The organism is Arthrobacter sp. DualSoilB13 (genome assembly GCF_055389195.1).
Window position 1 is genome coordinate 3,218,222 of record NZ_AP035865.1, and the last position, 23,604, is coordinate 3,241,825.

At 57.6% G+C, this 23,604-nt stretch carries 18 protein-coding genes and 1 pseudogene; 14 read left to right on the forward strand and 5 right to left on the reverse strand.

Going from position 1 to position 23,604, the window contains the following annotated elements; genetic code table 11:
• Window positions 1–91: 91 nt before the first annotated feature.
• From ACZ5J0_RS14850 to ACZ5J0_RS14890, 9 genes and pseudogenes are all read left to right on the forward strand, one after another.
• On the forward strand, window positions 92–556 hold the full coding sequence (locus ACZ5J0_RS14850) for an Lrp/AsnC family transcriptional regulator (protein ID WP_043806261.1): 465 nt from the start codon (window positions 92–94) through the stop codon (window positions 554–556).
• Window positions 557–714: 158 nt separating this feature from the next.
• Window positions 715–1,858: pseudogene (gene wecB / locus ACZ5J0_RS14855) on the forward strand (non-hydrolyzing UDP-N-acetylglucosamine 2-epimerase).
• A gap of 489 nt (window positions 1,859–2,347) precedes the next feature.
• Window positions 2,348–3,763 carry a tyrosine-protein kinase domain-containing protein gene (locus ACZ5J0_RS14860; protein WP_464094734.1) on the forward strand — a complete coding sequence of 472 codons (1,416 nt, stop codon included), beginning with the start codon at window positions 2,348–2,350 and terminating at the stop codon, window positions 3,761–3,763.
• A 143-nt stretch (window positions 3,764–3,906) separates the two neighbouring features.
• Window positions 3,907–4,935 (forward strand): glycosyltransferase family 4 protein, encoded by a 1,029-nt coding sequence (locus tag ACZ5J0_RS14865; protein WP_464093387.1) that lies wholly within the window; start codon window positions 3,907–3,909, stop codon window positions 4,933–4,935.
• Window positions 4,932–5,978 (forward strand): polysaccharide pyruvyl transferase family protein, encoded by a 1,047-nt coding sequence (locus tag ACZ5J0_RS14870; RefSeq protein ID WP_464093388.1) that lies wholly within the window; start codon window positions 4,932–4,934, stop codon window positions 5,976–5,978. Before ACZ5J0_RS14865 ends, ACZ5J0_RS14870 begins: the two co-directional genes overlap by 4 nt.
• Window positions 5,979–5,986: 8 nt before the next feature.
• Window positions 5,987–6,889, forward strand: coding sequence for a glycosyltransferase family 2 protein (locus ACZ5J0_RS14875; RefSeq protein ID WP_464093389.1), 903 nt, complete (start codon window positions 5,987–5,989; stop codon window positions 6,887–6,889).
• A complete protein-coding gene (locus tag ACZ5J0_RS14880) occupies window positions 6,874–8,010 on the forward strand; it encodes a polysaccharide pyruvyl transferase family protein (RefSeq protein WP_464093390.1) in 1,137 nt (378 codons plus the stop codon). The genes ACZ5J0_RS14875 and ACZ5J0_RS14880 overlap by 16 nt, the downstream gene beginning before the upstream one ends.
• 56 nt (window positions 8,011–8,066) lie before the next feature.
• A complete protein-coding gene (locus ACZ5J0_RS14885) occupies window positions 8,067–9,551 on the forward strand; it encodes a lipopolysaccharide biosynthesis protein (protein ID WP_464093391.1) in 1,485 nt (494 codons plus the stop codon).
• The gene (locus ACZ5J0_RS14890) at window positions 9,551–10,864 is read left to right on the forward strand and encodes an O-antigen ligase family protein (protein WP_464093392.1); all 1,314 of its coding nucleotides are present in this window, start codon (window positions 9,551–9,553) and stop codon (window positions 10,862–10,864) included. The genes ACZ5J0_RS14885 and ACZ5J0_RS14890 overlap by 1 nt, the downstream gene beginning before the upstream one ends.
• A gap of 107 nt (window positions 10,865–10,971) precedes the next feature.
• On the opposite strand, the gene ACZ5J0_RS14895 is transcribed toward ACZ5J0_RS14890, so the two are convergent.
• The 3 genes from ACZ5J0_RS14895 to ACZ5J0_RS14905 all read right to left on the reverse strand — a co-directional run bounded on the left by ACZ5J0_RS14895 (window position 10,972) and on the right by ACZ5J0_RS14905 (window position 13,917).
• Window positions 10,972–11,754: a hypothetical protein gene (locus tag ACZ5J0_RS14895; RefSeq protein WP_464097198.1), complete on the reverse strand. Its 783-nt coding sequence runs from the start codon at window positions 11,752–11,754 to the stop codon at window positions 10,972–10,974.
• A gap of 565 nt (window positions 11,755–12,319) precedes the next feature.
• Window positions 12,320–12,703: a thiol-disulfide oxidoreductase DCC family protein gene (locus ACZ5J0_RS14900; protein WP_464093395.1), complete on the reverse strand. Its 384-nt coding sequence runs from the start codon at window positions 12,701–12,703 to the stop codon at window positions 12,320–12,322.
• A 164-nt stretch (window positions 12,704–12,867) separates the two neighbouring features.
• Window positions 12,868–13,917 (reverse strand): glycosyltransferase, encoded by a 1,050-nt coding sequence (locus ACZ5J0_RS14905; protein ID WP_464093396.1) that lies wholly within the window; start codon window positions 13,915–13,917, stop codon window positions 12,868–12,870.
• 349 nt (window positions 13,918–14,266) lie between these two features.
• Between ACZ5J0_RS14905 and ACZ5J0_RS14910 the strand changes: the two genes are divergently transcribed.
• The 5 genes from ACZ5J0_RS14910 (at window position 14,267) to ACZ5J0_RS14930 (ending at window position 20,436) form a co-directional block, all read left to right on the forward strand.
• Window positions 14,267–15,709, forward strand: a complete 1,443-nt coding sequence (locus tag ACZ5J0_RS14910) for a sugar transferase (RefSeq protein WP_464093397.1) — start codon at window positions 14,267–14,269, stop codon at window positions 15,707–15,709.
• Between the two features lie 42 nt (window positions 15,710–15,751).
• A complete protein-coding gene (locus ACZ5J0_RS14915; RefSeq protein ID WP_464093398.1) occupies window positions 15,752–17,065 on the forward strand; it encodes a UDP-glucose dehydrogenase family protein in 1,314 nt (437 codons plus the stop codon).
• A gap of 3 nt (window positions 17,066–17,068) precedes the next feature.
• Entirely contained in the window at window positions 17,069–18,928 is a 1,860-nt protein-coding gene (locus ACZ5J0_RS14920) for a DUF4012 domain-containing protein (protein ID WP_464093399.1), read from the forward strand.
• A 176-nt stretch (window positions 18,929–19,104) separates the two neighbouring features.
• Window positions 19,105–19,725, forward strand: coding sequence for an LPXTG cell wall anchor domain-containing protein (locus ACZ5J0_RS14925; protein WP_464093400.1), 621 nt, complete (start codon window positions 19,105–19,107; stop codon window positions 19,723–19,725).
• A gap of 504 nt (window positions 19,726–20,229) precedes the next feature.
• Window positions 20,230–20,436, forward strand: a complete 207-nt coding sequence (locus ACZ5J0_RS14930) for a VanZ family protein (RefSeq protein ID WP_464094735.1) — start codon at window positions 20,230–20,232, stop codon at window positions 20,434–20,436.
• Window positions 20,437–20,939: 503 nt separating this feature from the next.
• Here the strand turns inward: ACZ5J0_RS14930 and ACZ5J0_RS14935 are convergent.
• Window positions 20,940–21,206 carry an alpha/beta fold hydrolase gene (locus ACZ5J0_RS14935; protein WP_464093401.1) on the reverse strand — a complete coding sequence of 89 codons (267 nt, stop codon included), beginning with the start codon at window positions 21,204–21,206 and terminating at the stop codon, window positions 20,940–20,942.
• Between the two features lie 1,232 nt (window positions 21,207–22,438).
• On the reverse strand, window positions 22,439–23,260 hold the full coding sequence (locus tag ACZ5J0_RS14940; RefSeq protein WP_464093402.1) for an alpha/beta fold hydrolase: 822 nt from the start codon (window positions 23,258–23,260) through the stop codon (window positions 22,439–22,441).
• Window positions 23,261–23,604: the final 344 nt, after the last annotated feature.

Sequence of the window (23,604 nt, forward strand, 5' to 3'; positions counted from 1 at the left end):
GGAAGCCATTGCCTAAACTGGGTAGTCTGAAAGACGAATTGCAATTGTGAGCTGGGTAACGTGCCCGTGCTGTAGACGAATTGGAGAGCCAGTGAGCGAGGCCGAGGCGGAGCAGACCGCCGTACCGCTGGACAGTGTGGACCGGGACATCATCCGCGAGCTGACCACCGATGGGCGCATGTCCATCACACAGGTGGCGGAGAACGTCCACATCAGCCGCGCCCATGCCTACTCCCGGATCGCCCGGCTCACGGGTGAGGGCGTGCTGACCAAGTTCACGGCACTGGTGGATCCCATTAAGGCGGGCCTGCGTTCCTCGGCGTACGTGACGTTGAAGGTTCAGCAGCACTCGTGGCGTGAGTTGAAGGAACAGCTGCGGGCCATCCCGGAGATCCATCACATCGCTTTGGTGGGCGGCGACTTCGACGTCATCCTCCTCGTCCGCGCCACAGACAACATCCACCTCCGCCGCGTCATCTTCGATCAGCTCCAATCCATGGACGGAATCCTGGACACCCAAACCTTCCTGGTGTTCGAGGACGTAGACACCCGGTGACGTTCAAACGAAAGCTCGCCTGGACGCTGGCGGCCAGCGTTCTGGCGGGTGTCCTGTGGCTGATCTGCTCACTTCCTTGGTGTTCTGAACGGCTAGGATTGCACTAGTTTCGAGCGCCCTCCGGGGCCGGTCATTTGGGGGAAATCGTGCACACCATCATGCCTATTTTTGGGACTCGCCCGGAAGCCATCAAGATGGCTCCCATTGTGCGGGCGTTGATGGAGTCGGACCTCTTTGAGTGCGTGGTTACCTTCACCGGGCAGCACCGGGAAATGCTGGATCAGGTCAACGAGTTGTTCGGCATTTCTCCGGATCACGACCTCAACATTCTCCAGCCCGGGCAGTCACTCACGGACATCATGACCCGCACCATGAGCGGGCTCGATAAGTTGTTCGCTCTTTCCAAGCCGGACGCGGTGATCGTCCAGGGCGACACCACTACGTCCACTGCCGGCGCTGTCGCCGCTTTCTATCACGGCATTCCCGTCATCCATGTTGAAGCCGGCCTCCGCAGCGGCAACCTGCTTTCGCCGTTCCCGGAAGAGGCGAACCGTAAGATCACCAGCCAGATCGCATCCCTGCACTTGGCGCCCACCAGTACCAGCCGGGCGAACCTCCTCGCTGAGGGCGTGGCCGCGGAGAACATCGTGGTGACGGGCAACTCGGTAATAGACGCTCTGCTCACTACTGTGGATAAGCAGGTTCCGTTCTCCGATCCCCAGCTGGAATCCCTTGCCGCGAGTGGCAGCCGTGTGCTTTTGGTGACGACGCACCGCCGGGAGAACCAGGGCGACGCCATGCGCGGAGTCGGCCGGGCCCTCGCCCGCATCGCGGACGCGGAGCCGGATCTGGTCATCGTCCTTCCCGCCCACAAGAACCCCGTGGTCCGCGAAGCCGTGCTTCCATCTTTGGAGGGCAAGGCGAAACGTGGTGGTTACCGAGCCCCTGGCCTATGGCGAGTTCACCCGCATGCTCTCCCTGGCCCACATCGTCCTCACCGACTCCGGTGGAGTCCAGGAAGAAGCACCCAGCCTGGGCAAACCCGTGCTGGTGATGCGGGACAACACCGAACGCCCCGAAGCCGTGGAAGCCGGCACCGTGGCCCTGATCGGCACGGACGAGGAGCGCATTGTGGCCGAGGTCAGCCGGCTGCTTCACGATGCTTCACATTTTGAGGCCATGGCGAATGCCGTGAACCCCTATGGGGACGGGTTGGCGTCAGAGCGAACGATCGCGGCGATTGCTGAGCTGCTGGGTGTGGGGCGTCGGGTGGAGGAGTTCGGGATGGAGCGGGCCTACTGAATCCGCCTCTGGCCCCTAGAGAGCTGCTTGCAAAGCGCGCATGTGGCCAAGTATGGCGGCGGAAGTCAACGGCAAGATGCATCACAGACTGATTTGAGACGAGCGTTGTGACATCCGAAATGGGAAAAATGACAATCCATCAACTAACTGTTTTGTCGATGGTTTGATGTACACAGGATGCCGCATCTTTGGGGCAAAGGGTTAGTAACCCCGGGGCAAAAAAGCCCTGGTGGCAGGGTAAAGATGCGACACTGCTTCCCCCAAAAGACGGCTGTAAGCATGCTCTGTGACATCAACGCAACCAGCCTGTCATATGTCGCTCCATGACGTTCACCCGGGATAAGCCGGTCGTGGATCTGACGGTATGATGTGACTAACCATAGGAATAATGCCGTCCTGGTACATGCCCCCGGCAGACTCCAGGCATCTACAGGGGGAACCGGCTTGGATCTTCACGACTATCTCCGCATCCTGAGGAGAAACTGGGTATTGGTCGTTGCCGCGACAATGGCTGGCTTGCTAATCGGGGCAGCGGCTTCAATCTTGGTGCAGCCCACATATAAGGCACACACGCAGCTATTCGTGGCTCTACAAAGCTCCGGCTCGGTTCAGGAATTGCAACAGGGTAATACCTTTAGCCAGGCCCGGGTCCAGTCGTACGTAAAGACAATACGAACTCCTGTGGTTCTTCAGCCGGCCATCGACGCACTCGGACTAGATCTGACTACAGACGAGCTGGCTAAGAAGGTCGAAGCTGAGACGGAACTCAACACCGTGCTTATCTCCATCTCCGTTTCCGATACCTCGCCCGTTCAGGCGGCCGCAATCGCCGAAGCCATCTCGAACAGCCTCATAAAGGCCATCGAGACGTTGGAAAAGCCCAAGACGGGTGGTGCCTCACCCATTGGTTTGTCGATTATCACTCCGGCTCAGGCTCCCACCTCGCCATCTGCTCCCAACACTCGTCTCAATCTCATTGTTGGGCTGCTTGGCGGCGCCATACTAGGCGTCGGTGGCGCACTTCTTCGAACCAAGCTCGACGACCGAGTGCGTGGTGAAGCGGACCTCCGCGACATCACCGATGTACCTCTCCTCGGCGGCATCACGTTCGACCAGGACGCCACGAAGAAGCCCCTGTTGACGCAGGCGAAGCATCAGAGCCCACGCGCCGAGTCATTCCGGCAGCTTCGAACCAATCTGCAGTTTGCAAATGTTGGTGGCACGGCCAGGACCGTCCTCATCACGTCTTCGCTCCCCGGCGAGGGCAAAACAACGACCTCGATCAACCTCGCCATCGCACTAGCGCAAGCGGGTCAGTCAGTCTGCCTCATTGATGGGGATCTCCGTCGCCCCATGGTCGGTGAATACTTGGGACTAGACCGCAACGCCGGCCTCACCACAGCCCTTCTGGGCCAGACTGACGTGGGCGATCTGATCCAACCCTGGGGCGAAGACAAGATGTATGTGCTCACTTCCGGGCAAATCCCGCCAAACCCCAGCGAATTGCTCGGGTCCAAGGGAATGAGCGACCTCCTCCTCCGCTTGGAAGAAGCCTTTGACACGGTCATCATTGATGCTCCGCCACTATTGCCGGTCACGGATGCAGCGGTTCTTTCGCAGCATGTCGGCGGCGTCCTGCTCGTCATCGGTGCACAGAAGGTGCAACGAACGGACTTGGCCAAGTCTTTGAATGCCCTTGAAATGGTTGGCGCGAAGCTCCTCGGTGTTGTCCTGAATCGGCTCCCCGTGAAGGGTCCGGACGCTTACGCCTACAGCTACTACTCCCACGACGAAATCGCCGCCGCCAGCGCGGAGAATGGCGTCCGTCGCATGCCGGTTTCGAACGAAAGGCGTCGGAAGGGCGAACAACCAACTGACGCCTACGAACTCTCTCAGCGAAGCTGACTCTGTACGAATATATGGCCCACGCTGAGGTCTGACGGCCCCACATCGGATCAGCACTGGGCCCACCCACTTGGCAGCTCACCTAGGCCGCAAACGCACTCTTACGGCCTTCTCTTGAACCTAGACTCAAACACGGGGGAACCATGAAAATTCTGTTCCCAGACAGAATAGTTAACCGTCACGTTGGCGGAAATACGACCTATGCTCGGCAGCTCAAAACCAGCCTGACTGAGCGCGGCATTGCCACCGGTACAATTCCGAGCGGACCGCACGCCCTTGTAACCATGATGCTGGAAAGCGCCTGGGGCGTACTTCCCCGACGGTCCTCGGTCCTGCACTACTCCGCGGATACGGGTCCGCTTGTCCGAACTACGGTTCCATCAGTTGTAACCGTGCATGGTGTTGCCAGTCGATGGACGACCGTCGCGAGGAACTCACGGCAGGAAGCGCAGTGGCGCTATCGCGTCAAGAAGGCCATCGACTGCACGGACGAAGTCATCACCGTCTCCGAATCTTCCGCTGATGACATTGCCGACGTGTTCTCTATTGATCGCGAATCCATCAAGGTCATTCACCATGGGATCGACAGCGAGGCTTTCAGCTCCCCGGCCGCCCTCTCCCCAGAGACGGAAGCGAAGATACCAAAGCACTTTGCGCTCTACCTTGGCAATATCGAACCCAGAAAAAACATCGTCGAGCTAGTGCGCGCCTTTGAAACCCCTGAAATGCGCGCCCTCGGGATACAACTGGTTATAGCGGGACGACCCGCCTGGAACTTCGATGCAGCGATGGAAGTCATCAAGTCCTCATCGGCCGTCAATTACGTCGGATTTGTGAGCGATCAAGACCGTATCGCCCTTATGCAGAGATGCTCTCTCTTTGTGTTCCCAAGTCTCTATGAAGGCTTCGGATTCCCCGTTCTCGAAGCCATGGCGGCTGGAGCTCCGGTGGCCACCTCCCGAAGAGGTTCTTTGGCTGAAGTGGCAGGCCCCGCGTGGGAGCTGTCGTCCTTGGATGCGGAAGGCATGTCAGCTAGCTTGGTCGAAGCCCTGTCAGATGACGTTTGGCAGAGCGGCGTCCGTGCAGAAGGCCGATCATGGGCATCGCGATTCACTTGGTCGCAAAGCATCGACAGTCACCTCGAAACCTATAACCGATTGGTGCAACGTTGAGAATTCTTGTGCTCCATGCTTACAGCGCAACAAACGCTGGAGACGGCCTCCTGGTCGAAGAGACCATCGAGCTGCTGCGGGAAGCATTCTCGGAATGCGATATTACGATAGCCGCGCTGCACCCCAACACGTTCAACCTCCCCGGCATCAATATTCTGGATGCTTCGCCGAAGCTAAAGGGCTTCTCACCAGAACTGCGAAAGGCCCTCAATTCACTCTCAACCTTTGATCTGGTAGTCGGCGTCGGAGGTGGCTACATTCGCGCCGGTCATCCCGTGGAGGCGCTGAAGATGATTGCAGCACATGGGTACCAGTTGGTAAAGGCCAGCCGAGCCAAAGTCCCGGTGGCTTATCTTCCCCAAAGCATAGGGCCACTCCGTTTTGGTTCACTGCCGCTAGCAAAGCACTTCCTGAGTCGAATGAATAAGGTATATCTCCGCGACGATCGGAGTATCCACGAACTAAAACTTGCCAACGCTGTAAGGATCCAGGACCTTGCTACGATGACCGGCACCTACGTAACTCGACAGGACGTCGCGGTTGCTTCCAAGCCGGTTCTTAGCGTCAGGTCTGTCCGGGGCAGTATTAGTGATCCGGTAAAAGCTTTGGCGGCAAGAATCGGCAGCTTCGATGGTTACGTCCAGAGCCGTGGTGCAGGCAACGATGACACATCCGCTATGGCTTCGTTGGGTCCGGATCGAACACTCTCCAAAGAAGAACTCCTGGGCTCAACCGGCCAGCGCCGCGTGGTTGTCGCTGTCAGGCTCCATGCAGCGCTGATGGCGATCAATGCAGGCCACTGGGTGGTTCACCTCGCTTACGAACGCAAGGGATTTGGCGCATTTGATGATCTTGGCCTCTCTGACCACGTCTTCAATGTCAATTCATTTGATGTCGATAAAGTCCAGGCATTGATACAAGGCTTACTGGCCGATCCTGAGCGGCGGCTGGACTATGACCGTAGGCTCCGGGACTCCCGTTCAGGAGCAGCTGCTGCACGCACGCAACTGATCGGCGATATCCAAGAACTCGCGAAACTCTAAGGGTGGACATGTCCGGAGAACAGACAAGTGGCACCACCGCAGAAGTGGGGTCCGGTACGCTCGCCGTCGTAATCCCCGCGTTTCGCGCCAAAGCGACGATTGAGTCTGCAGTCTCATCGGCGTTCGCCAGCGGCGCTACCGAAGTAATTGTTGTTGACGATGGGTCGGACGATGGCACCGATGTCGTGGCGGAAAAGGCCGGCGCAGTCTGCATTCGGCAAGAGAATGCAGGCGCTGCGCAGGCTCGGACTAAAGGCGCCCGCTCTGTCACGGCAGAGTACATCGTGTTTCTGGATGCCGATGATCAACTCATACCTGACGGCGTGAAGCGTTCCCTGGAAGTGATGACAGGTGACTCCCAGCTCGCTGTTGCAGCCGGCACAGTGGTGGGCTTGACCACTCAGGGTGAGGAACGTCCATTTCCCATTCGATTCAGTCCAGTGACTACAGAGTCGCTGCTAAAGGTGGGGCACGGGCCGTGGCCTCCCTGCGCGGCAGTTGTTCGGCGCTCCTCTTATGAGGCGTCACAGAACATCCAGCCAGCGGCTTTGAAGCCACGGTTCGCCGAAGACTACGAGATGCTCATCCGGCTTTCCATGGTGGGGGGCATTGATGTACGCAGCGACCCCACATGCCGTTACAGTCTCGCGGGTGGTAAATCTGTTGTTTCCGCTATCGATGCCATCGAGGCCAAAGAGGATATTCGACGGCACTACGCGTCACACCTTGGTCTTGAAATCGAAGAAATGACACAGAACGATCGGGAAATGGCCGCTCTCGTTCGCGTGGCAAGGGCTCATTGGTCTTCGGGCCGACGTATCGATGCAGCGCGCACAATCTTTGCTTGGATACTCAAGAACCCTGCAGCGGCATTGAAAAAATTGAAGGGACGTCCATGGAAACGGAACTAAACCAAGGCAGCGCTGCGGCTCGTTCACTGCCAACCGAACGAACTGGTCAAAGCCTAACGACCACCCCAGAAGTTTTTGTATGGGCGACGGGCCAGGACGACAACATTGGCGATTCACTCCTCCGACGCGCGTATCTGGATGCGTTGCGCCAGCTTGGATCACTTCATGTCTGGTCAGGGCCAGCTTCCAAAGGCTTCTCGTCCGGTTTGGGCCTCAAGCCAGATGACCGCCAAATTAGATCATTCAAGGAATGGTACGGCGACGCCCTCAAGAGCGCGCTAAAGCGTCCCACGTTTGTTGCTCTGAATGCAGGAGAGGTTCCGGTCTCCCGCAAGGGAGCTGCCAGGCTATCCGCGCTTGCATTGCTGGCAATGATTTGCCGGCTTCGTGGCGGGGGCGGTATCTGGGTTGGCGCTGGTGTGCCCTCAACCAAGCCCGGTCTCGTTCTTGCCTACAAGGCTGCCGCACGAGCATGCGTGTTCGTGCGCTGGCGGGAGCCAGGGTCCGAGGCGATAGTGATAAACCGAGGCACGTCACCAGACTGGGCCTTCGCTCTGGGTGACCCAACCTCGAAATGGCAGGACCACGGATCCCGATCCCAAATGGCGGTGGTTCTTCGTGGTGACCGTCAAGCACCCACAACTGAGTGGATAAATTGGATTAAGAACCTCGCTGAGACTCTCCAACTCGAACCCACCCTTGTTGTGCAGGTGAAGAGAGACGATTCACGGGCTACGGAGCTGGCGGACAAACTCGGTGCGGGATTGCTGGCTTGGGACCATGAAGATCACGCCGAACAAGAGGCCGCAGTCCGCGGACTGTATGCCCAATCGGCCATCGTCGTGGGTGACAGACTTCACGGGCTTATCGTCGCGGCCACGGAAGGCGCCGTTCCCCTTGGCTGGGTGGAGTCTTCCAAGGGAAAGATCGGAAGGCATTTCAAAGTCGTTGGCCTTGACTGGGTGGGACGCCATGAAGGTTCTTCCGCAGATGTTCTGACGGTGCCGACAGCTGAAGAATTGGCCCTACTCGCTAGTGGTCTGAAGGATGCCGTGGACACCGCCCGACAGAACTTGGATGAAACTGCTGAGGGCATTCGTCGTACCCTGCCTGCGAACTAGAGCATCCGGCACATCACCTTCGTTTGGGAAAGTGCTTTTAGACAGGAACGACCAAAATGACAACAGACGAACTCCCAACACGCAGTTCGCGTCGGAACCAGCAGCTCGGAAAGCAGGCCGTCCGAGGAGCATCCGCAACGATAGCCGGACAACTGGTCCGGTTAGTTGTGCTGCTCGCTTCGACGGTCATCCTTGCACGTTTGCTGTCCCCGGCCGACTTCGGCCTCGTTGCCATAGTCTTGAGCCTCGTGGCTTTGGGCGAGCTGTTCAGGGACTTCGGTCTGTCGATGGCTGCCGCCCGCAGCGTGCGGCTATCTCACCGGCAGATGTCGAACCTCTTCTGGATCAACACCGCTTTCGGTTTGATCTTGGGTGGCGCTGCGTACCTTCTGGCCAAGCCGGTGGCTCAGGTCTTTTCACAGCCAGCGCTCGAGAACATCGTCATCTGGTTGTCACTTACCTTCGTATTCTCAGGCTTCTCAACGCAGTTTCGCGCACGGATCAATCAAAAAATGCGGTTCAAGCGGCTGGCAATTGTTGACACAGTCCCCGCCTTGGTGGGCCTTCTGTGCGCCATTGGGTACGCATGGCTCTTCGCGGCAGACTATTGGGTTCTTGTTGTCCAGCAACTCGTTGTCGGGCTCGTCGGGATGGTGCTTGCGGTCGCGCTCTCTGGCTGGTGGCCAGGGTGGCCTTCTCGGCGAACGTCGATTCGCGATGTTATGAGCTTTGGCCTGGGTGTCTTCGGGTCGCAAGCAGTCGCCTACGTAACAAAGAACATAGACAACCTCTCGCTTGGATATTTCTGGGGACCAACCGTCTTGGGCGTATACGGGCGCGCTTATCAATTGCTTATGCTTCCCCTCAGTCAACTCGCTGCGCCCCTTACGCGAGTGGCGGTACCGGTCCTGACCCGGGTCGCTCATGACAAGGACCGATTCAACCGATTCCTGCTTCAAGGACAGCTGGTCGGTGGAGTCGGGCTGGGTATCATTTATGGCGTCGCATGCGGGTTGGCTCTCCCACTGGTAGATATTGTCTTTGGCCCGAATTGGACGTCCATGGCACCAATTCTTCAGGCCTTGGCAGTAGGTGGCGTCTTCCGGGGTTTGAACCAGATAACTTTTTGGATCTTCTTGGCCAAGGACAAAACCGGAGCTCAATTCCGCTTCTACTTGGTCTCCCAGCCTCTGATAGTGATCTGCATGCTCGCGGGGCTGCCGTGGGGTGCCCTAGGTGTCGCGATCGGTCACTCTGCTGGATACCTCGTCAACTGGATGCTGTCCCTCTGGTGGTGTGGAAGGGCAACTAACACCGAAATGGCCCCACTCTTGAAAAATGGAATCAAGTCCATTCTGATCTGTGTGGTCCCTGTAACCGCCATTGGCATCGCGTCCACGATCTTCATCGATAATTCTTGGTTTGCACTCGGCGCTGGCGTTCTGGGAATGCTCGTATATGGAGCGCTGTCGTACCTCGTATTCCCGTTCGTCCGGACCGTTGCGCACTCAGTGCGAATGGTAGCTAGAAAGGCTCGCTGATGCGGGAAGAGAAGAATACAGTGAGCCAAGGTTATCTTCGTCCGAAGTACGCGCTTCGCCACTCCACACCGGGATCTCCACGGACAGTCAAAGCTGCATCGTCCGATGGGCGGATAGGCAGCTTCATCTGGATCGCAGTCGGTGGAATCATCCCCGTATATCGATTTATCGCCGAATCAGGTTTTAGCTGGCTTCCCCAGATAATCATCGTGCTGCTCGTGTTGCCACTTCTGATGGGCCGGGTCCGTGCGCTACCTAACGCAATAGTTTGGGTGGCTTCGGCGGCGCTCCTTGTGTTGGCCGGCGCCATCTCTGGAACGTCCAGCGACGTTTCCGCGAGCCTCCGGACAGCCGTAGGTTTGGCTGCATTGGTGGCGCTCGCACCGTTTGTCTTCAATTACTACTTCACGACATCACCTTTGTTCGGACGACGTATTGCAATTGCCTTCTTGTGCGTCCAATCCGTGTCCGCAACTGCAGCCCTGGCCCAAGTTGCTGGTTTGCGTGTTCTCGGGGCCGCAGCAAACAGCGGCCGAGCCAACGGGCTGGCCGGGCATCCAAACGTGCAGGGCCTCATGTGCGTCATTGCCCTGGTTCTCATAGTTGCAATGTTCCGTTCCACTCGCGGCACACAAAGATTAACCATTCTGCTCTTCACGGGCCTCAATTTGGGCGCATTGATAGCTACTGGAAGTCTGAGCTCCCTGCTGTCTTTGGGAGCAGCAGCCGTTGTTTTGATCATCGTCTATCGCGCAGGAGTCCGTAGCCTCCTACTGGGAACCCTGGGACTGGCAGCCACCGTGGTCTTGTTCTTTGCAGCTGGCTTTGATCCGACCGCGCTTTTGGCTCCGGTCAATCACCGGATTGACGTGGTAACGGGCGAATCTGTTGGCGTGGCATCTCTGGGTATTCGTCAGCAGACGTATGCATTTGCTTGGGACTACATTAAGTCAGATCCACTGGTCGGGGTCGGCATGGATCCTACTAATCAAGGCACTTACAACGGCATCACCGTGGTACACAACTACATCTTGCATGCTTGGTACCAGGGTGGCCTCGCGATGTTCCTAGCTATATCGGCCATATCGATTGCTATCGCGGTCCGCATAATTCGAGCCATGGTTCTGGGAGAAAAAGGACCGGAGGCCGCGATAATGGCTGCCGTGATCGTCTACGCCCTCGGGTCTGCCTTCTATGATCAGCAGCAGTACTGGCTCCCTTTGATCCTGGCCTACGTGGCATCGTTCCATACGAGTGGCCTTCGTCCATCTGAGAGGGACGAGACCTCAGTGAACTCGACTACACGGGTTTAGAATCCGAAGGCTGGATCGCCTGTAGGCGCGGGCGCGGGATGTAACGGGCTGAAAATAGCTCGGACTGCGATAGCCGGCAGTGCAGGAAAGGCCCCCAGACCGTCGCTTCACTCGATGCGTTGGGCCATTTCTCTGTGTCTGCCGCTCTGACGGGAAAACTGTCGTTGAACCCATATGAGGAGCGGGGAGAAGAAGACGGCGTATAGAAGGAAATAGCTTGCGAAGTCGATACCCAGGCTCAGGTAAACCCCAACGTGGAAGGTCAGCAACGCCAAGAGGCCCAGACGGAAAAGCTTGGGCATGAAGACGGCGACTACGAGCCACCCTTCAGCGAAGATTGTGGCGTAGTCCATGAACTTCCAAAAGAGATGGTTATCCAGTGCAAAGATTAAATCCACCATCGGCCCAAGCTTCTCGGCTTCTGCCAGGTCGCGAGCGATGAATGCCCGGCTGGCCTCTTTCGCCGGGTCCAGCCAACCAGCAAGCATTTTGGGGAGCGCGGCGCTAAAGAGTGCAAAAGCAACCGTGATCCCCCACAGAAGCATTGGCAAGCCTTTAGACGTGCGCCCCCGCGCCATCCGCGCATCCAAGGAAAGCGCCGCTCCCCACCCAGCGAATGCCATGAAAGCTGGGAAGATTTCATAAAGGATGAAGTGATCGAGCTTGCCAAATGAATGCGTGATGCCAGCACCGATGATCATGATCATGGTGAGGCAAAGTGATACGTGAAAGGTCTTGAATCCCACGAGCACAAGCGCTGCCAAGGCAACTTGGGCAACCTGCAGAAGCACCATAAACCAGAGGTCTGGGGCTGCTGTCATCCAGGCAAACAGGCCGGGCCGAGGCTGGAAGAACGAATCCGGGACTTTGGCAGTCCACGTGTAGTCCACGGGGAATACGATCACGTGGAGTGCAAACAAGATACGAATGACACCGAGGTACCTCGGCTGGACTCGATATGAATCCGCTAGGCGGTCAATCCACCCAGCGGCTGTGTCTATGATCCGATTCAAAATGACACCACCGTTGTCTCACAAGGTTCCGCATTGACAACGCGGGCATTCCGAATGTCAACCGCGGCATCTTGCCAGCAGATCTCTACATTTGCCGGATCAGCACCCGGGCCGACGTCCTTGGCCCGATCTCTTAACCAGGAACGGGTGGGCTCATCAATTGATTTCCCGGGGGCGAGCGCAAAGTTGAGAGTCGGTCGCGCTGAAGAGAATCTGACGCCGTTCATCAGCTCAGAGACCCGGGGATTTCCAGTCGACCCATCTACGTAGGTCACCTTAATAGTGACCATTCGGCTCGGAAACAGCCCGTCCTTCGTGGGTGCGGCACCGAAGGACGGCATTCGAATGGCAGGGTATGGTTCCGGTTCTACTGCGAAGGAGTACACACCTTGAACCAACAGAAGACCACCGAAGAGAATCACCCCGGCTAGTCTGCGTCTCGCTAGTTTGGGAGCCGGCATGCGTCAGTCCCACCGGGCATCGCATGACGATTCTTCGCGATTACTTTGTAGACCCGCGACGACACCCATTTCACTCCAGGCAGGAGGATGAAGCGTCCAGCTAATTGCCATCCAGATCCTTTGGCAATCAGCGCCTTAGCGATTGCCTGCTCAGCGCCGGCAATGACCGCGCCACCGTCCGCCCAGTAGGCCGCTGTCTCCACCATCTCTTCGTTCAGTCCAATGGCATCGAGATCACTAATGCCCTGCCATGGTTGGATCTTTACGTTCCCCCCATGGGCAAGCCATCGTGCTGATCGGGTACAAAACCCGCAATCAGCATCATAAATCAACGTCCTCTCAAGCACTACGTTCCCCACATTCATACCGCGATCCTATCTTTGCCCTGCAGGCGTTCAGGTTTATGTAGTTATGAGTCAAGGAGTGGAACGCGACTAAATCAACGAATCGGTGATTGCTTAACAACTCAGGCCATTCCTGCCGCGAGCGGCGGCGTAGCTTTCGTTGCCACCATTCGAGAGAAGCTCTCTTAGAGACGGGATGTGACCGGGAGTCGAGAGCCATAAAGATCTTGCAGTGCTCTTGCTTGTTCGCCATCGTTACAGTGCTCGAGAGCCAAAGTAGCTGACCTCACCATGTCCCGCCGGACGGAGGCGGATTGAAGGTCAGGCCACGCCTCAACCAGGTCTATAGGCGAACCGATGAGAAGCGGGATATCCACACCCGAGAAGGCGGAGATATCTCGGGCCACAATCGGGACTCCCATGGTCGACGCTTCTAGTACAGCGATGGGAAAACCTTCCCACCTGGCTGAGTGTATGTATACATCCGCCGCCTTGAAGTTCTCAAGCACACCTTGCCGTGTTAGCCATCCAGTTGTGACGACACCCGCGGACGCAAGCATGAGCTCCGTATCTGCGTCGCCCCCGCCTATCCAGGTCGCCTCGATTTCATAACCAGCATTGCGTAGAGCGACGACGCAGTCACGAAAGAACGCGGGGTCCTTTTGCGGACCCAACCGCCCTGCACCCACCACGCGCATAATGCGTCCTGAGGGAATGTGCATGTCTGTAACTGGAATGTCACCGGAGACTACGTTGGGGACATGTACCGCCCTGGCCGACGTCAGAGGCCAGTTGGAAAGTTCTTCTTCTCGCTGCGAGCAGGCAGCGAATGCGGTGGTGTTGAAGGCAAACAGCCACTCCAAAACCCAAAAAACAGACCTCTGCGCGATCCCCGTATCGCGCCTTTCAAAGCCATAGCAGTGCGGGGTGTAAACGATGGGTCGTTGATGACTCTTAGCAACCGCAGCCCGCACATAAACCCCGGCAAAGCTTGAATGCGCATGAATAACGGCTTCCGGGTGACCTTTCAGTAATCGTCGAAGAACGGTGATTCGTCGAAGATGACCCTCCGGAAGCCGGGTGACGGATGCGAACTCGCTTATATCAGAAGCCTCGATCGGCGCATCTGTTCGAGGTGCATACACTAGGTGGTGTTCAGCCGCAGGATAATTACGGCAATAGTCGCGTATGGCAGCAGCCACACCACCCCCAAAGCTTTCTGTGACGTGCACCACGGGTCGCACTGATGCGCCCTCGACCGATTTAATGCTAGACCCCAGCCCCATGGCTCTAATATAGAGCATGTCGAAAAATTTTCAGCTGGGGTTGCAACTTTGAGACTTGAAGTGACTCATTTGTCACACTCCCGACATGCGCTGTTCACAAGCCTCTCGACCAAGAGCCCAGCTTGCGGACTTATTTGCACGGAAGGCCGCGAATCAGCGATTATTACGGCAGCAGATCTGCTGAACAAGTAGCTTGCCCTGGTCTAGGTAAAGCAGCTTGTCACAAAAATTTTCCGAACCCGCGTTCGCGCAGAGTGCAATGGATACGGCGGCCTTGACACAGATTATTGGGGACGAGATGACATCGAGTCAGGACACCGATTGGCGCGGTAGAGCGTCACGGCTCCTCGCCGTGGTCGACGCTGTTGTGGTTGTTTGGGCAGTGACCGGCGCCTTTGTTCTGCGCTTCGGCGTAGACAACGGGCTCAGCACGTCGAGTACCGCAGACGCCTACATTTGGATCTCAGCTCTTCTGGCGGTCGTTTGGTGGGCGATGTTGGGTGCGTGGACTAGTCGGCATCATCGAGTACTTGGCTCCGGGGCAGAGGAATATAAACGAGTTGCTGCCGCCTCATTGTGGCTTTTTGGTGCATTAGCCATATTTTCCTATGCGTTCGGCATCGACACAGCACGGGGATACGTCGGCATAGCGCTGCCAGTCGGGCTGGGCGGACTCCTGGTGGCACGTTGGTTGGTTCGCCAGCACCTGCATCTAAATCGTCAGCGTGGACAAAGCATGAATCGGCTGCTCTTGGTCGGCGGTGAAGGGGCGATAGCCCATCTGGCCGCATCCCTCACCAAGTCGACACATGCGGGCTATCTTCCCGTGGCCGCATATTCGCCCGGCTCCAGTGAAATACAAACACACGAACCATCTTCGGGGCTGCCCATCTTGGGGAACAAACCGGAACCACAACTGATCCTTGATGCCATTGAGTCGTGCAAAGCAGATGCCGTAGCAGTCTCGGCTGGGGTTCAGCTGACTCCGCAGTCTTTGCGCTACCTCGGCTGGGAACTCGCGTCCCGAAATGTCAGCCTCATCATGGCTCCTGCACTCACAGATATCGCCGGCCCGCGTATTCATACGCAACAAGTTGCCGGGCTTCCGCTGATTCACGTCACTACGCCAACTCTTGAAGGTGGCCAGCAGGTAGCCAAGCGACTCTTCGACGTCGTGATGTCCGGACTCCTTATTATTTTGGCTTCCCCTTTGATGCTTGGAATCGCCTTGGTGGTAAAGCTTGGGAGCCCTGGCCCGGTTCTTTTCAGGCAAGATCGCGTGGGTATGGAGGGCGCACGCTTCCAGATGCTCAAATTCCGATCCATGGTGGTTGACGCGGAAGATCGCCTCGTGGAACTTCAAAAGCGCAACGAGGGCAGTGGCTTGCTCTTCAAGATGAAAGACGACCCCCGAGTAACCCGAGTTGGCGGCGTACTGCGGAAGTACAGCTTGGACGAACTTCCTCAGCTATTCAACATCCTCAGTGGGTCCATGAGCTTGGTGGGTCCTCGCCCTCCGCTACCCAGTGAAGTCGCAGCTTATGAGCATGATGTCCGTCGCCGCCTACTGGTCAAGCCCGGGCTGACCGGACTTTGGCAGGTGAGCGGCAGGTCCAATCTGTCGTGGCAGGACTCTGTCAGATTGGATCTCTACTACGTCGAAAACTGGTCCCTTGCTGGAGACCTCGTTATCATCCTCCGAACCATCCGCGCTGTCTTCAGAAGCACCGGCGCCTACTAATCCTTCCCTCCAACGCAGTTACTGCGAAAGGAACAAACTCACATGCGTATTTCCGTCATCGGTTGCGGCTACCTCGGGGCTGTGCACGCCGCATGCATGGCAAAGCTTGGTCACGAGGTGATCGGCATCGACGTGGACGAGCGGAAGATCGCCCAGCTTTCCTCGGCAACTGCGCCGTTCTACGAGCCCGGTCTTGACGAGTTACTGCGAGACGTGCAGGAAACAGGCAGGCTCACGTTCACCACCGATCTGGAGGCAGCAGCGGGTTCCGACGTGCACTTCATCTGCGTCGGAACGCCACAGAAAAAGGGTGAAAATGGCGCAGATCTCACTTATGTCGATGCAGCTGCCCGGGGGCTCCTGCCGTACTTGAGGCCAGGCGACTTGGTAGTGGGGAAGTCGACGGTTCCAGTCGGAACCGCCGGCAGGCTCGCCGAGCTCATCGCCGAGCAAGAGCCGGAAGCACACCTTGTCTGGAACCCCGAGTTCCTCCGCGAGGGGCATGCTGTGTCTGACACGCTGGGTCCCGATCGGTTTGTTTACGGGGTTCCGGACGGCTCCGAAGAACATCCCTCCGTAGCAGTCCTGGACGAGGTCTACGCGGCGCCTCTCGCCACAGGCACACCCAGGTTGGTGACGGACTTGCCGACAGCGGAATTGGTAAAAACTGCCGCAAACTCGTTCCTTGCTACGAAGATCTCGTTTATCAATGCCATGGCTGAACTATGCGAAGCAGCTGGTGCAGACGTGACGCGCCTTGCGGACGCGATCGGCATGGACGACAGAATCGGGCGCAAGTTCCTTCACGCTGGAATTGGCTTCGGAGGCGGTTGCCTGCCAAAGGACATCCGCGCGTTCATGGCCCGAGCAGGAGAGCTCGGAGCCGACCAAGCGCTGACATTCCTCCGGGAGGTCGACGCGATCAATATGCGTCGTCGGACGAGGGTCGTGGAGTTGAGCCGCGAACTTTGCGGCGACGGCCTCCTTGGGAAGCGAATCACGGTTCTGGGAGCGGCCTTCAAGCCCGAAAGCGACGACGTTCGCGACTCGCCGGCACTGAGCATTGCTGCTCAACTCCAGTTGCAGGGTGCCGTTGTCACCGTCACCGACCCCAAGGCCTTAACGAACGCGGCACGTCGGTTCCCTGAGCTTCAGTACATCCCGGACGTCGACTCTGCACTTCACAATGCCGATCTTGTACTGCTGCTCACTGAATGGCAGGAGTATCGGGATCTGGACCCTCACGTGATTAGCCAAGTTGTTTCCACGCCCCGGATTCTCGATGGGCGCAACGTCCTCGACCCAGCCAAATGGCGAGCTGCCGGATGGCAGTACCGTGGACTTGGACGGCCGTAGTCCATGAGCTCAGGAAGTGAAAATGTACGGCCAATTCGTAAACGGACGAAGCCGACTCGTTCCAAGGCCATGGTTCGCCGCAGGCGATTAGTCATTGGATCGTGGACAGTTGGCATCCTGCTGGTGATAACTGGGGCAACGGCTTGGCTCGGATTCAAGGCGAGCACTGTCAAGAACGAACTAACGGCCGCCACCGGGTTGCTGCCCGACCTGAAGAAGGCGATCGCCAATAACGACGCCGCAAGTGCCAATGCAATCTCCAAGTCGCTCGTGGATCACACCAGCGCCGCCAGGGAAGCATCTTCAGACCCAGTTTGGAAGGCCGCCTCCGCGCTGCCTTGGTTCGGGCCAAATTTGCAAGCCGCCAGCGAAGTCGCCATGACGGCCGACGATGTAGCTCGGCTGGCAGCGGTGCCGTTGGTCAACGCCTTCCAATCATTGGACTGGAAAACCCTCACTCCGACCGCTTCCGGGATGAATCTCGAACCCTTAAGGGAAGCCACCCCTCGCATCCAGGCTGCCGCTCACGCAGTTCGTGAATCAACCCAACGCTTGGACAACATCGACACTGGAAATCTTCTCCCTCAGATCGTTGGTCCCCTGACAGAGGCACGGACGGAACTGTCGGAACTCAGCAAGGACCTGAATTCAGCATCCAGCGCGGCCACGCTGGCGCCAGCGATGCTTGGAGCGGAAAGCCCACGCCGCTACCTTCTGCTAATGCAAAACAACGCCGAATCTCGTGCGACCGGCGGTATTCCCGGAGCGTTGGCGGTACTGAGCGTGGACAAAGGTAGTTTGAAGCTGGAGTCACAAACAAGTGCGACAGCCCTCGGGGCATTCGTGCCACCCATCGCAATCGATGCTGAACAGCAGTCGATATATACCGCCCGGGTTGGCAGATTTATGCAGGATGTTAACTTAACTCCGGACTTTGCCACGACAGCGAGCACTGCCCAAGCTATGTGGGAGAAAAGTACCGGTGAACGACTGGATGGAGTACTTTCACTCGACCCAGTTGCCCTGAGCTTCATACTCGAAGCCACTGGTCCAGTGAAAATCACAGACCCGATCGTTCAGCAGATCGGCAGCGATCTGCCGGAGGAACTCACCGGCAAGAATGTGGTTCAAACACTCTTGTCCGATGCGTACATGAAGATCGAGCAGCCAAAGCTCCAGGACGTCTACTTCGCGGGGGCCGCCAAAGAGATCTTTGGCGCTTTGTCTTCAGGAAAGACGGATCCAAAAAAGCTGATGGATGCCCTCACCAAAGGTGCTGAGGAACGCCGGATCCTTTTGTGGTCGGCTACCGACGCGGAACAGGCCACCATCGGGCAGTACTCCATTGGCGGCCTGGTAACGGGCGTCGCCATCCCGCCTGCCCAGTTTGGTGTCTACTTCAATGACGGCACCGGCGCCAAAATGGACTACTGGATGAAGCGCAGCGTGCAAGTAGTTAAGGACTGCACCAGGGATGGGTACCGGGAGGTAGCTGTCAGGGTTACAAGTACCAATACGGCACCTATTGATGCCGCAACGTCATTGCCCGCATATGTGACTGGCGAAGGCGCGTTCGGAGTTCCAGCGGGCACTGTGCAAACCAATGTTGTTGCCTATGGGCCAGTACAGGCAAATATTGACACGGTTGTAAAAGATGGTGTCAAGATACCTTTTGCTGCGCAGCGGCACAGCCAACGAGGCGTTGGAACCTCCACCATCCGCTTAGCCCCGGGAGAAAGCACGACTTTAGAGTTCAACTTCGGCCACATCGTTCAGCACTCCCAGCCTGAAATAGTTGTCACACCTACGGTCCAACCGCTCAAGGATGTACTGCTGGCTCCGCAGACGACTCCTTGTGAATAGGGAAAGACGGGTACGTTAATCCTTTGTAACGAGCTTGGATTTTCTTTGCTGCTGACAACCATAAAATGGTAAGTTCTATCTGGGCAGCAGCACATGAGGTTTCTCTTACGGTCTCGTAGGGTCTCGGAAATCTCCAAACACCACGTCGTACCACAAAAGTCTCAGGGGGGACACACATGAGGAAATCTCTTGCAGCGCTTACGCTCGCAGGTTCCATTGCACTTCTCGGCGCAGTACCGGCCGTAGCCAACAACGCCAACTACCCAGCACAAGAACCCAGCGTCGCCGTTTCTGACGCTTCCTTGGCACCGGGCGAAGCATTTATCTTCAGCGGTACCGGCTTTACCCCCGGTGAAGGTATCACTATCACGATCACCCCGACGGGGACGCCTGCAGCCAGCGGCGGCAGCGCTTCCGCCGGTAGCCTGTCGGTCTCCGCACGCATTCCGTTGGCACCGTCCACCTTGGGCGCTGTCGCTGATGGAAACGGCGCGTTCGCCGCCTCCATCGTCATCAACGAGCCCGGTGCATACGCACTTACGGCTACCGGCAACTCCTCCGGCGTCACCGTCGGACCGGTAACGGTAGTAGTCGGCGGCGCCGCTCTCTCCAACACGGGCAGCACCACCGGTACGGGTACCGGATTGGCAAACACCGGTGGTGTGCCGCTGGCCAACACGGGCGCTGACTCCAGCCTCATCCTGTGGTCCCTCGTGGGCGCAGGCGCACTGGCAGCCGGCACGGCATCCGTCGTGGTAGCTCGCCGTCGCGCAAAGGGCACCGAGGTTTCTGCCTAACCAGGCCAGAACCACGTGAGGGTGGTTTGCCAACAAGTTATTGTTGGCAAGCCACCCTTATTTTTTTGTTTTGTTTCCCCAAGGAAGTCTGCCTGTGGTATCCATAGGAACCATGGGGCGACATTGGAGAAGGCGACGGTGGCATATTGGACTGCGCATCCCCCAGGTTCGTAGGCCTCAACTGCCTCCGGAATTCCCACAATACGCATTGCTTTGCCTTCTGGCTGTAGTATCCCTCGGCGTCAGCGCTTGGGCACTTATTCGAACTTCATGAGGGCGCGCTTGAACACACCACTCCCCTGGCGAATAGCCCTGACAGCCTATTTGACGGGTCTGGCTGTTGTTGGTTTCTGGCCCACCCCCGTAGACAAACCAATCTTTGGCACGCTGACGGCTGCCCTCAAATATCTCCACAGACACGGTGCCCCCGGCTGGTTTAACTATCATTTTGTTGAGTCTTCAGCCAACGTTGCGATGTTTATTCCCCTTGGCATTTTGGCCGCCATGGCCCTGCCGGCAAAACCTTGGTGGCACCTCGCGGCCATAGGGCTGTTAGCATCCCTATCCATGGAAGCCGGGCAGCTGCTATTTATTTCAGCTCGCTTTGCAAGCCCTCTGGATGTTGTCACGAATACTTGCGGTGCTGTCATGGGTATCGGCTGTGCCCGCCTGCTAACTCGAGTCACTCGGCCCAGACCGGCCAAGGCATAAGCCCATGCCAGCCCACCAGAGATTCTTGTATCTCAGCTCACCGGCCCTCGCAGGTACGACAGTTTTTCGCGTCGCACTGCTCCCCATTCGGACATGACCATCCCTCTTATAATGCGGATAATTCGCGAAAATATATGGCAAATCTCCTTCGAGCTTCCTAAGTGACCTTATTATGGGGCCGAAGCTGCCCACATCGCGCCCTTGCCCAAGCTTGATGTGGGCGGCTTCTTTCAGGGAGGGCTGCTGCCATCCTGCCGTCGCTGTATACATGGGAACTGCTAATGTGCCCGATTGGATAACTGGACTGTGCTGCTTGCACAGAGTTGGGGAAAATATGCCAAAGTACATCATCAATGAGGGACTCCAAAGTGAAGAAGTCATCGTGGCCGCAAGTGCGATCGAGGGCAATAGCCAGTGGTGGTTCTATGATGCTGATAGCCGCGCACAGGAGACGAGATTGAAGGGGCACGTGCAGACGATCCGCGAGTCTCGCACTTTTGACGCTAAGTAGGAAACCTAATCACTTCCGCCTCCACGCGCAATGGGCACTGCCAGGGCACCAAATTATCCGCGATCAGCTCGGCCACGAGCACGAGAACCAACAGCCTTTGCCGCGCAACGCATCCGCCGCTGGATGAGCCCAAAATGTGCAACTGGTTCATTCCCAACGCATCCAGCAGTGCCACCACATCCCTCACAACGTCACGGAGTGAGTACCGTCCCCGGGCATGTCCGGAGCCGGGTGTCGTCCCGGGCGGTCTCGCCGACACTCCCGTGAACAGAACATGGCACGCTAATTCCGGCGCTCAGGGCCACATTCCTGACCTTGTACTTCATTGGCCTAGCAACCGCCCGTAATGTGTCGACTGCGAAACATTCCGGCATCTTGAAAAGTAGCCTTATGATGATTCGGGCGGCACGCCCATTCATTGTTGCCCAAACAGGGGCGTGCCGCTGCCACGATCCCCTGGGTGCACTTGTGCAGACCCAATAACTCACCGCACCGAAACAGCAATGTTGCTGGTTGAAAGGAAGCCTCTTGCCCTACGTAGACATTAATCCGCACAAATCGAAGCCGAGGTGGCCCGCTTACGTTGGCCTCGCGTTACTGCTCATTGCAACCATCGCAGTAACTGCAATAGTGCTGACCCAGCACTGAGCCCCGCGTCCCTAATCTCCGCTGCTTGGCTGTGGCGGTTGCAGCGTTCCGCCGGCAAAAGGTTAGACAGTCTCGCCTATAGCGGCCGCTCGTTGTTCCTAGATACCTTGTCGCCACTTGTGAAATAAGCATCTGGTATCCACGTCGCCCGGCTCTCGGGCCCCCGTATTGGCAGGACTTCTCAAGGGACTTGCGCGTCCTCAATAACGAAGTCGGCCATGGAGCCTCCACGGTGCCGTCGTTGACGCTAGAGGCCCGGCGGTGGTGCAACTCAAGTCACCTTCCGCTTTCTCCAACGCTGAGGAATCCACATGTGCGTAGCGAAGAAAGAGGTCATGAACCAGCCGGGCAGGGAGTAGGCCCACTCAGGTTGATACAGAGTGATGGGAATGGAAAGCTCCGGATCCATCACAGTTACGTCATATCCCATGGCGTAGCCGTACAAGGTTAGTCCAACGCTGAAAACCAGGCCGACCATGGCGATCTCGCCGTGACGGATCCACCATTGCCGAATTCTAGGGATGCGGCGCACGGGCCACCCTGCTAGGACGTTAACACTATTGTCAGCGCGGGGACGAAACCTAGGGCTAAAAGAACCCCAAGGGGACCGCCTCCGCCTCCGGCTGCCAGCACAGCAAAAATTGGCGTAAGTACGGCGTAACCGAGCAGAATCCGACCGCCACCCACCATCCAGCCGACTCGGGTTTCGTTCGGTCTGCTGAAAGGGGGCTGACCTAGTTCCGCCGATTCACCAGCCGGAGTTGTCGGTTTTCGGAAGGATGCCATGACCATAGAGAACCACACTGGTTGCTTTGCGGCTGCACGGATGAATGTTCTGCAAAGTTACTGGCCCTTGGGCAGCTCTCCGAGGAATCTCGTCACATCCTCTGCCACTCGCTCCGGACACTCCCACAGCACCAGGTGACCGGTGTTCTCATAGATTTTCAATCGTGCGCCCTTGTTGCGGCCAGCCAAGGTTTCTTGGTGCTGTCGCGGCACGAGGTGATCGTGGGCACCCCAAAGCATGAGAGTGGGGACGGAGATATCGCCGGTTTCCGTCGGAGGAACGGCCTCGTAGAATCCCCGCAAGGAAGCCATCCAGATTGAGGCCGGCATGGCGAGACCGTCCTTGACCCGATCCTCGATATATGAGGTTGGCACGGCGTGCAGCAGCCGATACCACGCCAAAGACTCGCGCATCCAGCTTTCCGAGATCGGGTCGCGGAGTCCCTCGACCTCGTTCGCAAATGGTGGCTTCCCATGCAGGCTCAGGGGTGCGCCAACCAAGGTCAGGGATGCAACAAGATCTGGATGAGTGACAGCGAGTTGCTGCGCAACATAACCACCGCTGGATGACCCCAGGACATGAGCTTGTTTGACGCCTATGGCGTCCATGAGAGCAACGACGTCCTCAGCGACTTCGTACAGCGAGTAGCCGTCTACCGGCTTGTCCGCACCACCATGACCTCGTAGGTCAGACGCCATAATCACGAACGTCGGAAGCGAGGCAATCAGACGACCAAAACTCCGCCAGGATTCGCCCCACGCATGCAATAGCAGCAGTGGCGCGCCGCCGTCGTCGGCTGTTTGCTCAAGGTTCCCTTGCACGAAACAGGGCACACTGATCCCGGTGCTCAAAGAGACGGTCCTGACCTCGGCCTCCATGGCCCCAGCGTACGCTCGCCCCGCCGCTGACAGGAAGGTGAGACCTACCCCCGCTCCGCCTCCCACTCCCTAACCCCATCCGCGATCTCCCCCCGCATGCGTGTGGTGGAGGTAGTGCTCGTCCGGGAGGGGAACCACGGTGCCGTTAGTGACGCTCGCGGGCGGGCTGTGGTGCAACTTAAGCCATTCCGGGACCTTCCCGTTTTCCGCCACCACGAACAACAACAGCGGCGGATCCTTCGGAATATGCCGGTACCCAGCCTCGTTCGAAGCTGCTCTTGATGATGCCCATCTCGTTGAGATAAGTAGCTTAGACAGAGTTCCGGTCGATGAGCATCCGCATC

Coding starts and splice junctions, on each gene's coding strand:
- ACZ5J0_RS14865 (WP_464093387.1), top strand. CDS start 3,907: ATGAAAATTCTGTTCCCAGACAGAATAGTTAACCGTCACGTTGGCGGA.
- ACZ5J0_RS14875 (WP_464093389.1), top strand. CDS start 5,987: ATGTCCGGAGAACAGACAAGTGGCACCACCGCAGAAGTGGGGTCCGGT.
- ACZ5J0_RS14880 (WP_464093390.1), top strand. CDS start 6,874: ATGGAAACGGAACTAAACCAAGGCAGCGCTGCGGCTCGTTCACTGCCA.
- ACZ5J0_RS14885 (WP_464093391.1), top strand. CDS start 8,067: ATGACAACAGACGAACTCCCAACACGCAGTTCGCGTCGGAACCAGCAG.
- ACZ5J0_RS14890 (WP_464093392.1), top strand. CDS start 9,551: ATGCGGGAAGAGAAGAATACAGTGAGCCAAGGTTATCTTCGTCCGAAG.
- ACZ5J0_RS14900 (WP_464093395.1), bottom strand. CDS start 12,703: ATGAATGTGGGGAACGTAGTGCTTGAGAGGACGTTGATTTATGATGCT.
- ACZ5J0_RS14910 (WP_464093397.1), top strand. CDS start 14,267: ATGACATCGAGTCAGGACACCGATTGGCGCGGTAGAGCGTCACGGCTC.
- ACZ5J0_RS14915 (WP_464093398.1), top strand. CDS start 15,752: ATGCGTATTTCCGTCATCGGTTGCGGCTACCTCGGGGCTGTGCACGCC.
- ACZ5J0_RS14920 (WP_464093399.1), top strand. CDS start 17,069: ATGAGCTCAGGAAGTGAAAATGTACGGCCAATTCGTAAACGGACGAAG.
- ACZ5J0_RS14925 (WP_464093400.1), top strand. CDS start 19,105: ATGAGGAAATCTCTTGCAGCGCTTACGCTCGCAGGTTCCATTGCACTT.
- ACZ5J0_RS14930 (WP_464094735.1), top strand. CDS start 20,230: ATGGCCCTGCCGGCAAAACCTTGGTGGCACCTCGCGGCCATAGGGCTG.
- ACZ5J0_RS14940 (WP_464093402.1), bottom strand. CDS start 23,260: ATGGAGGCCGAGGTCAGGACCGTCTCTTTGAGCACCGGGATCAGTGTG.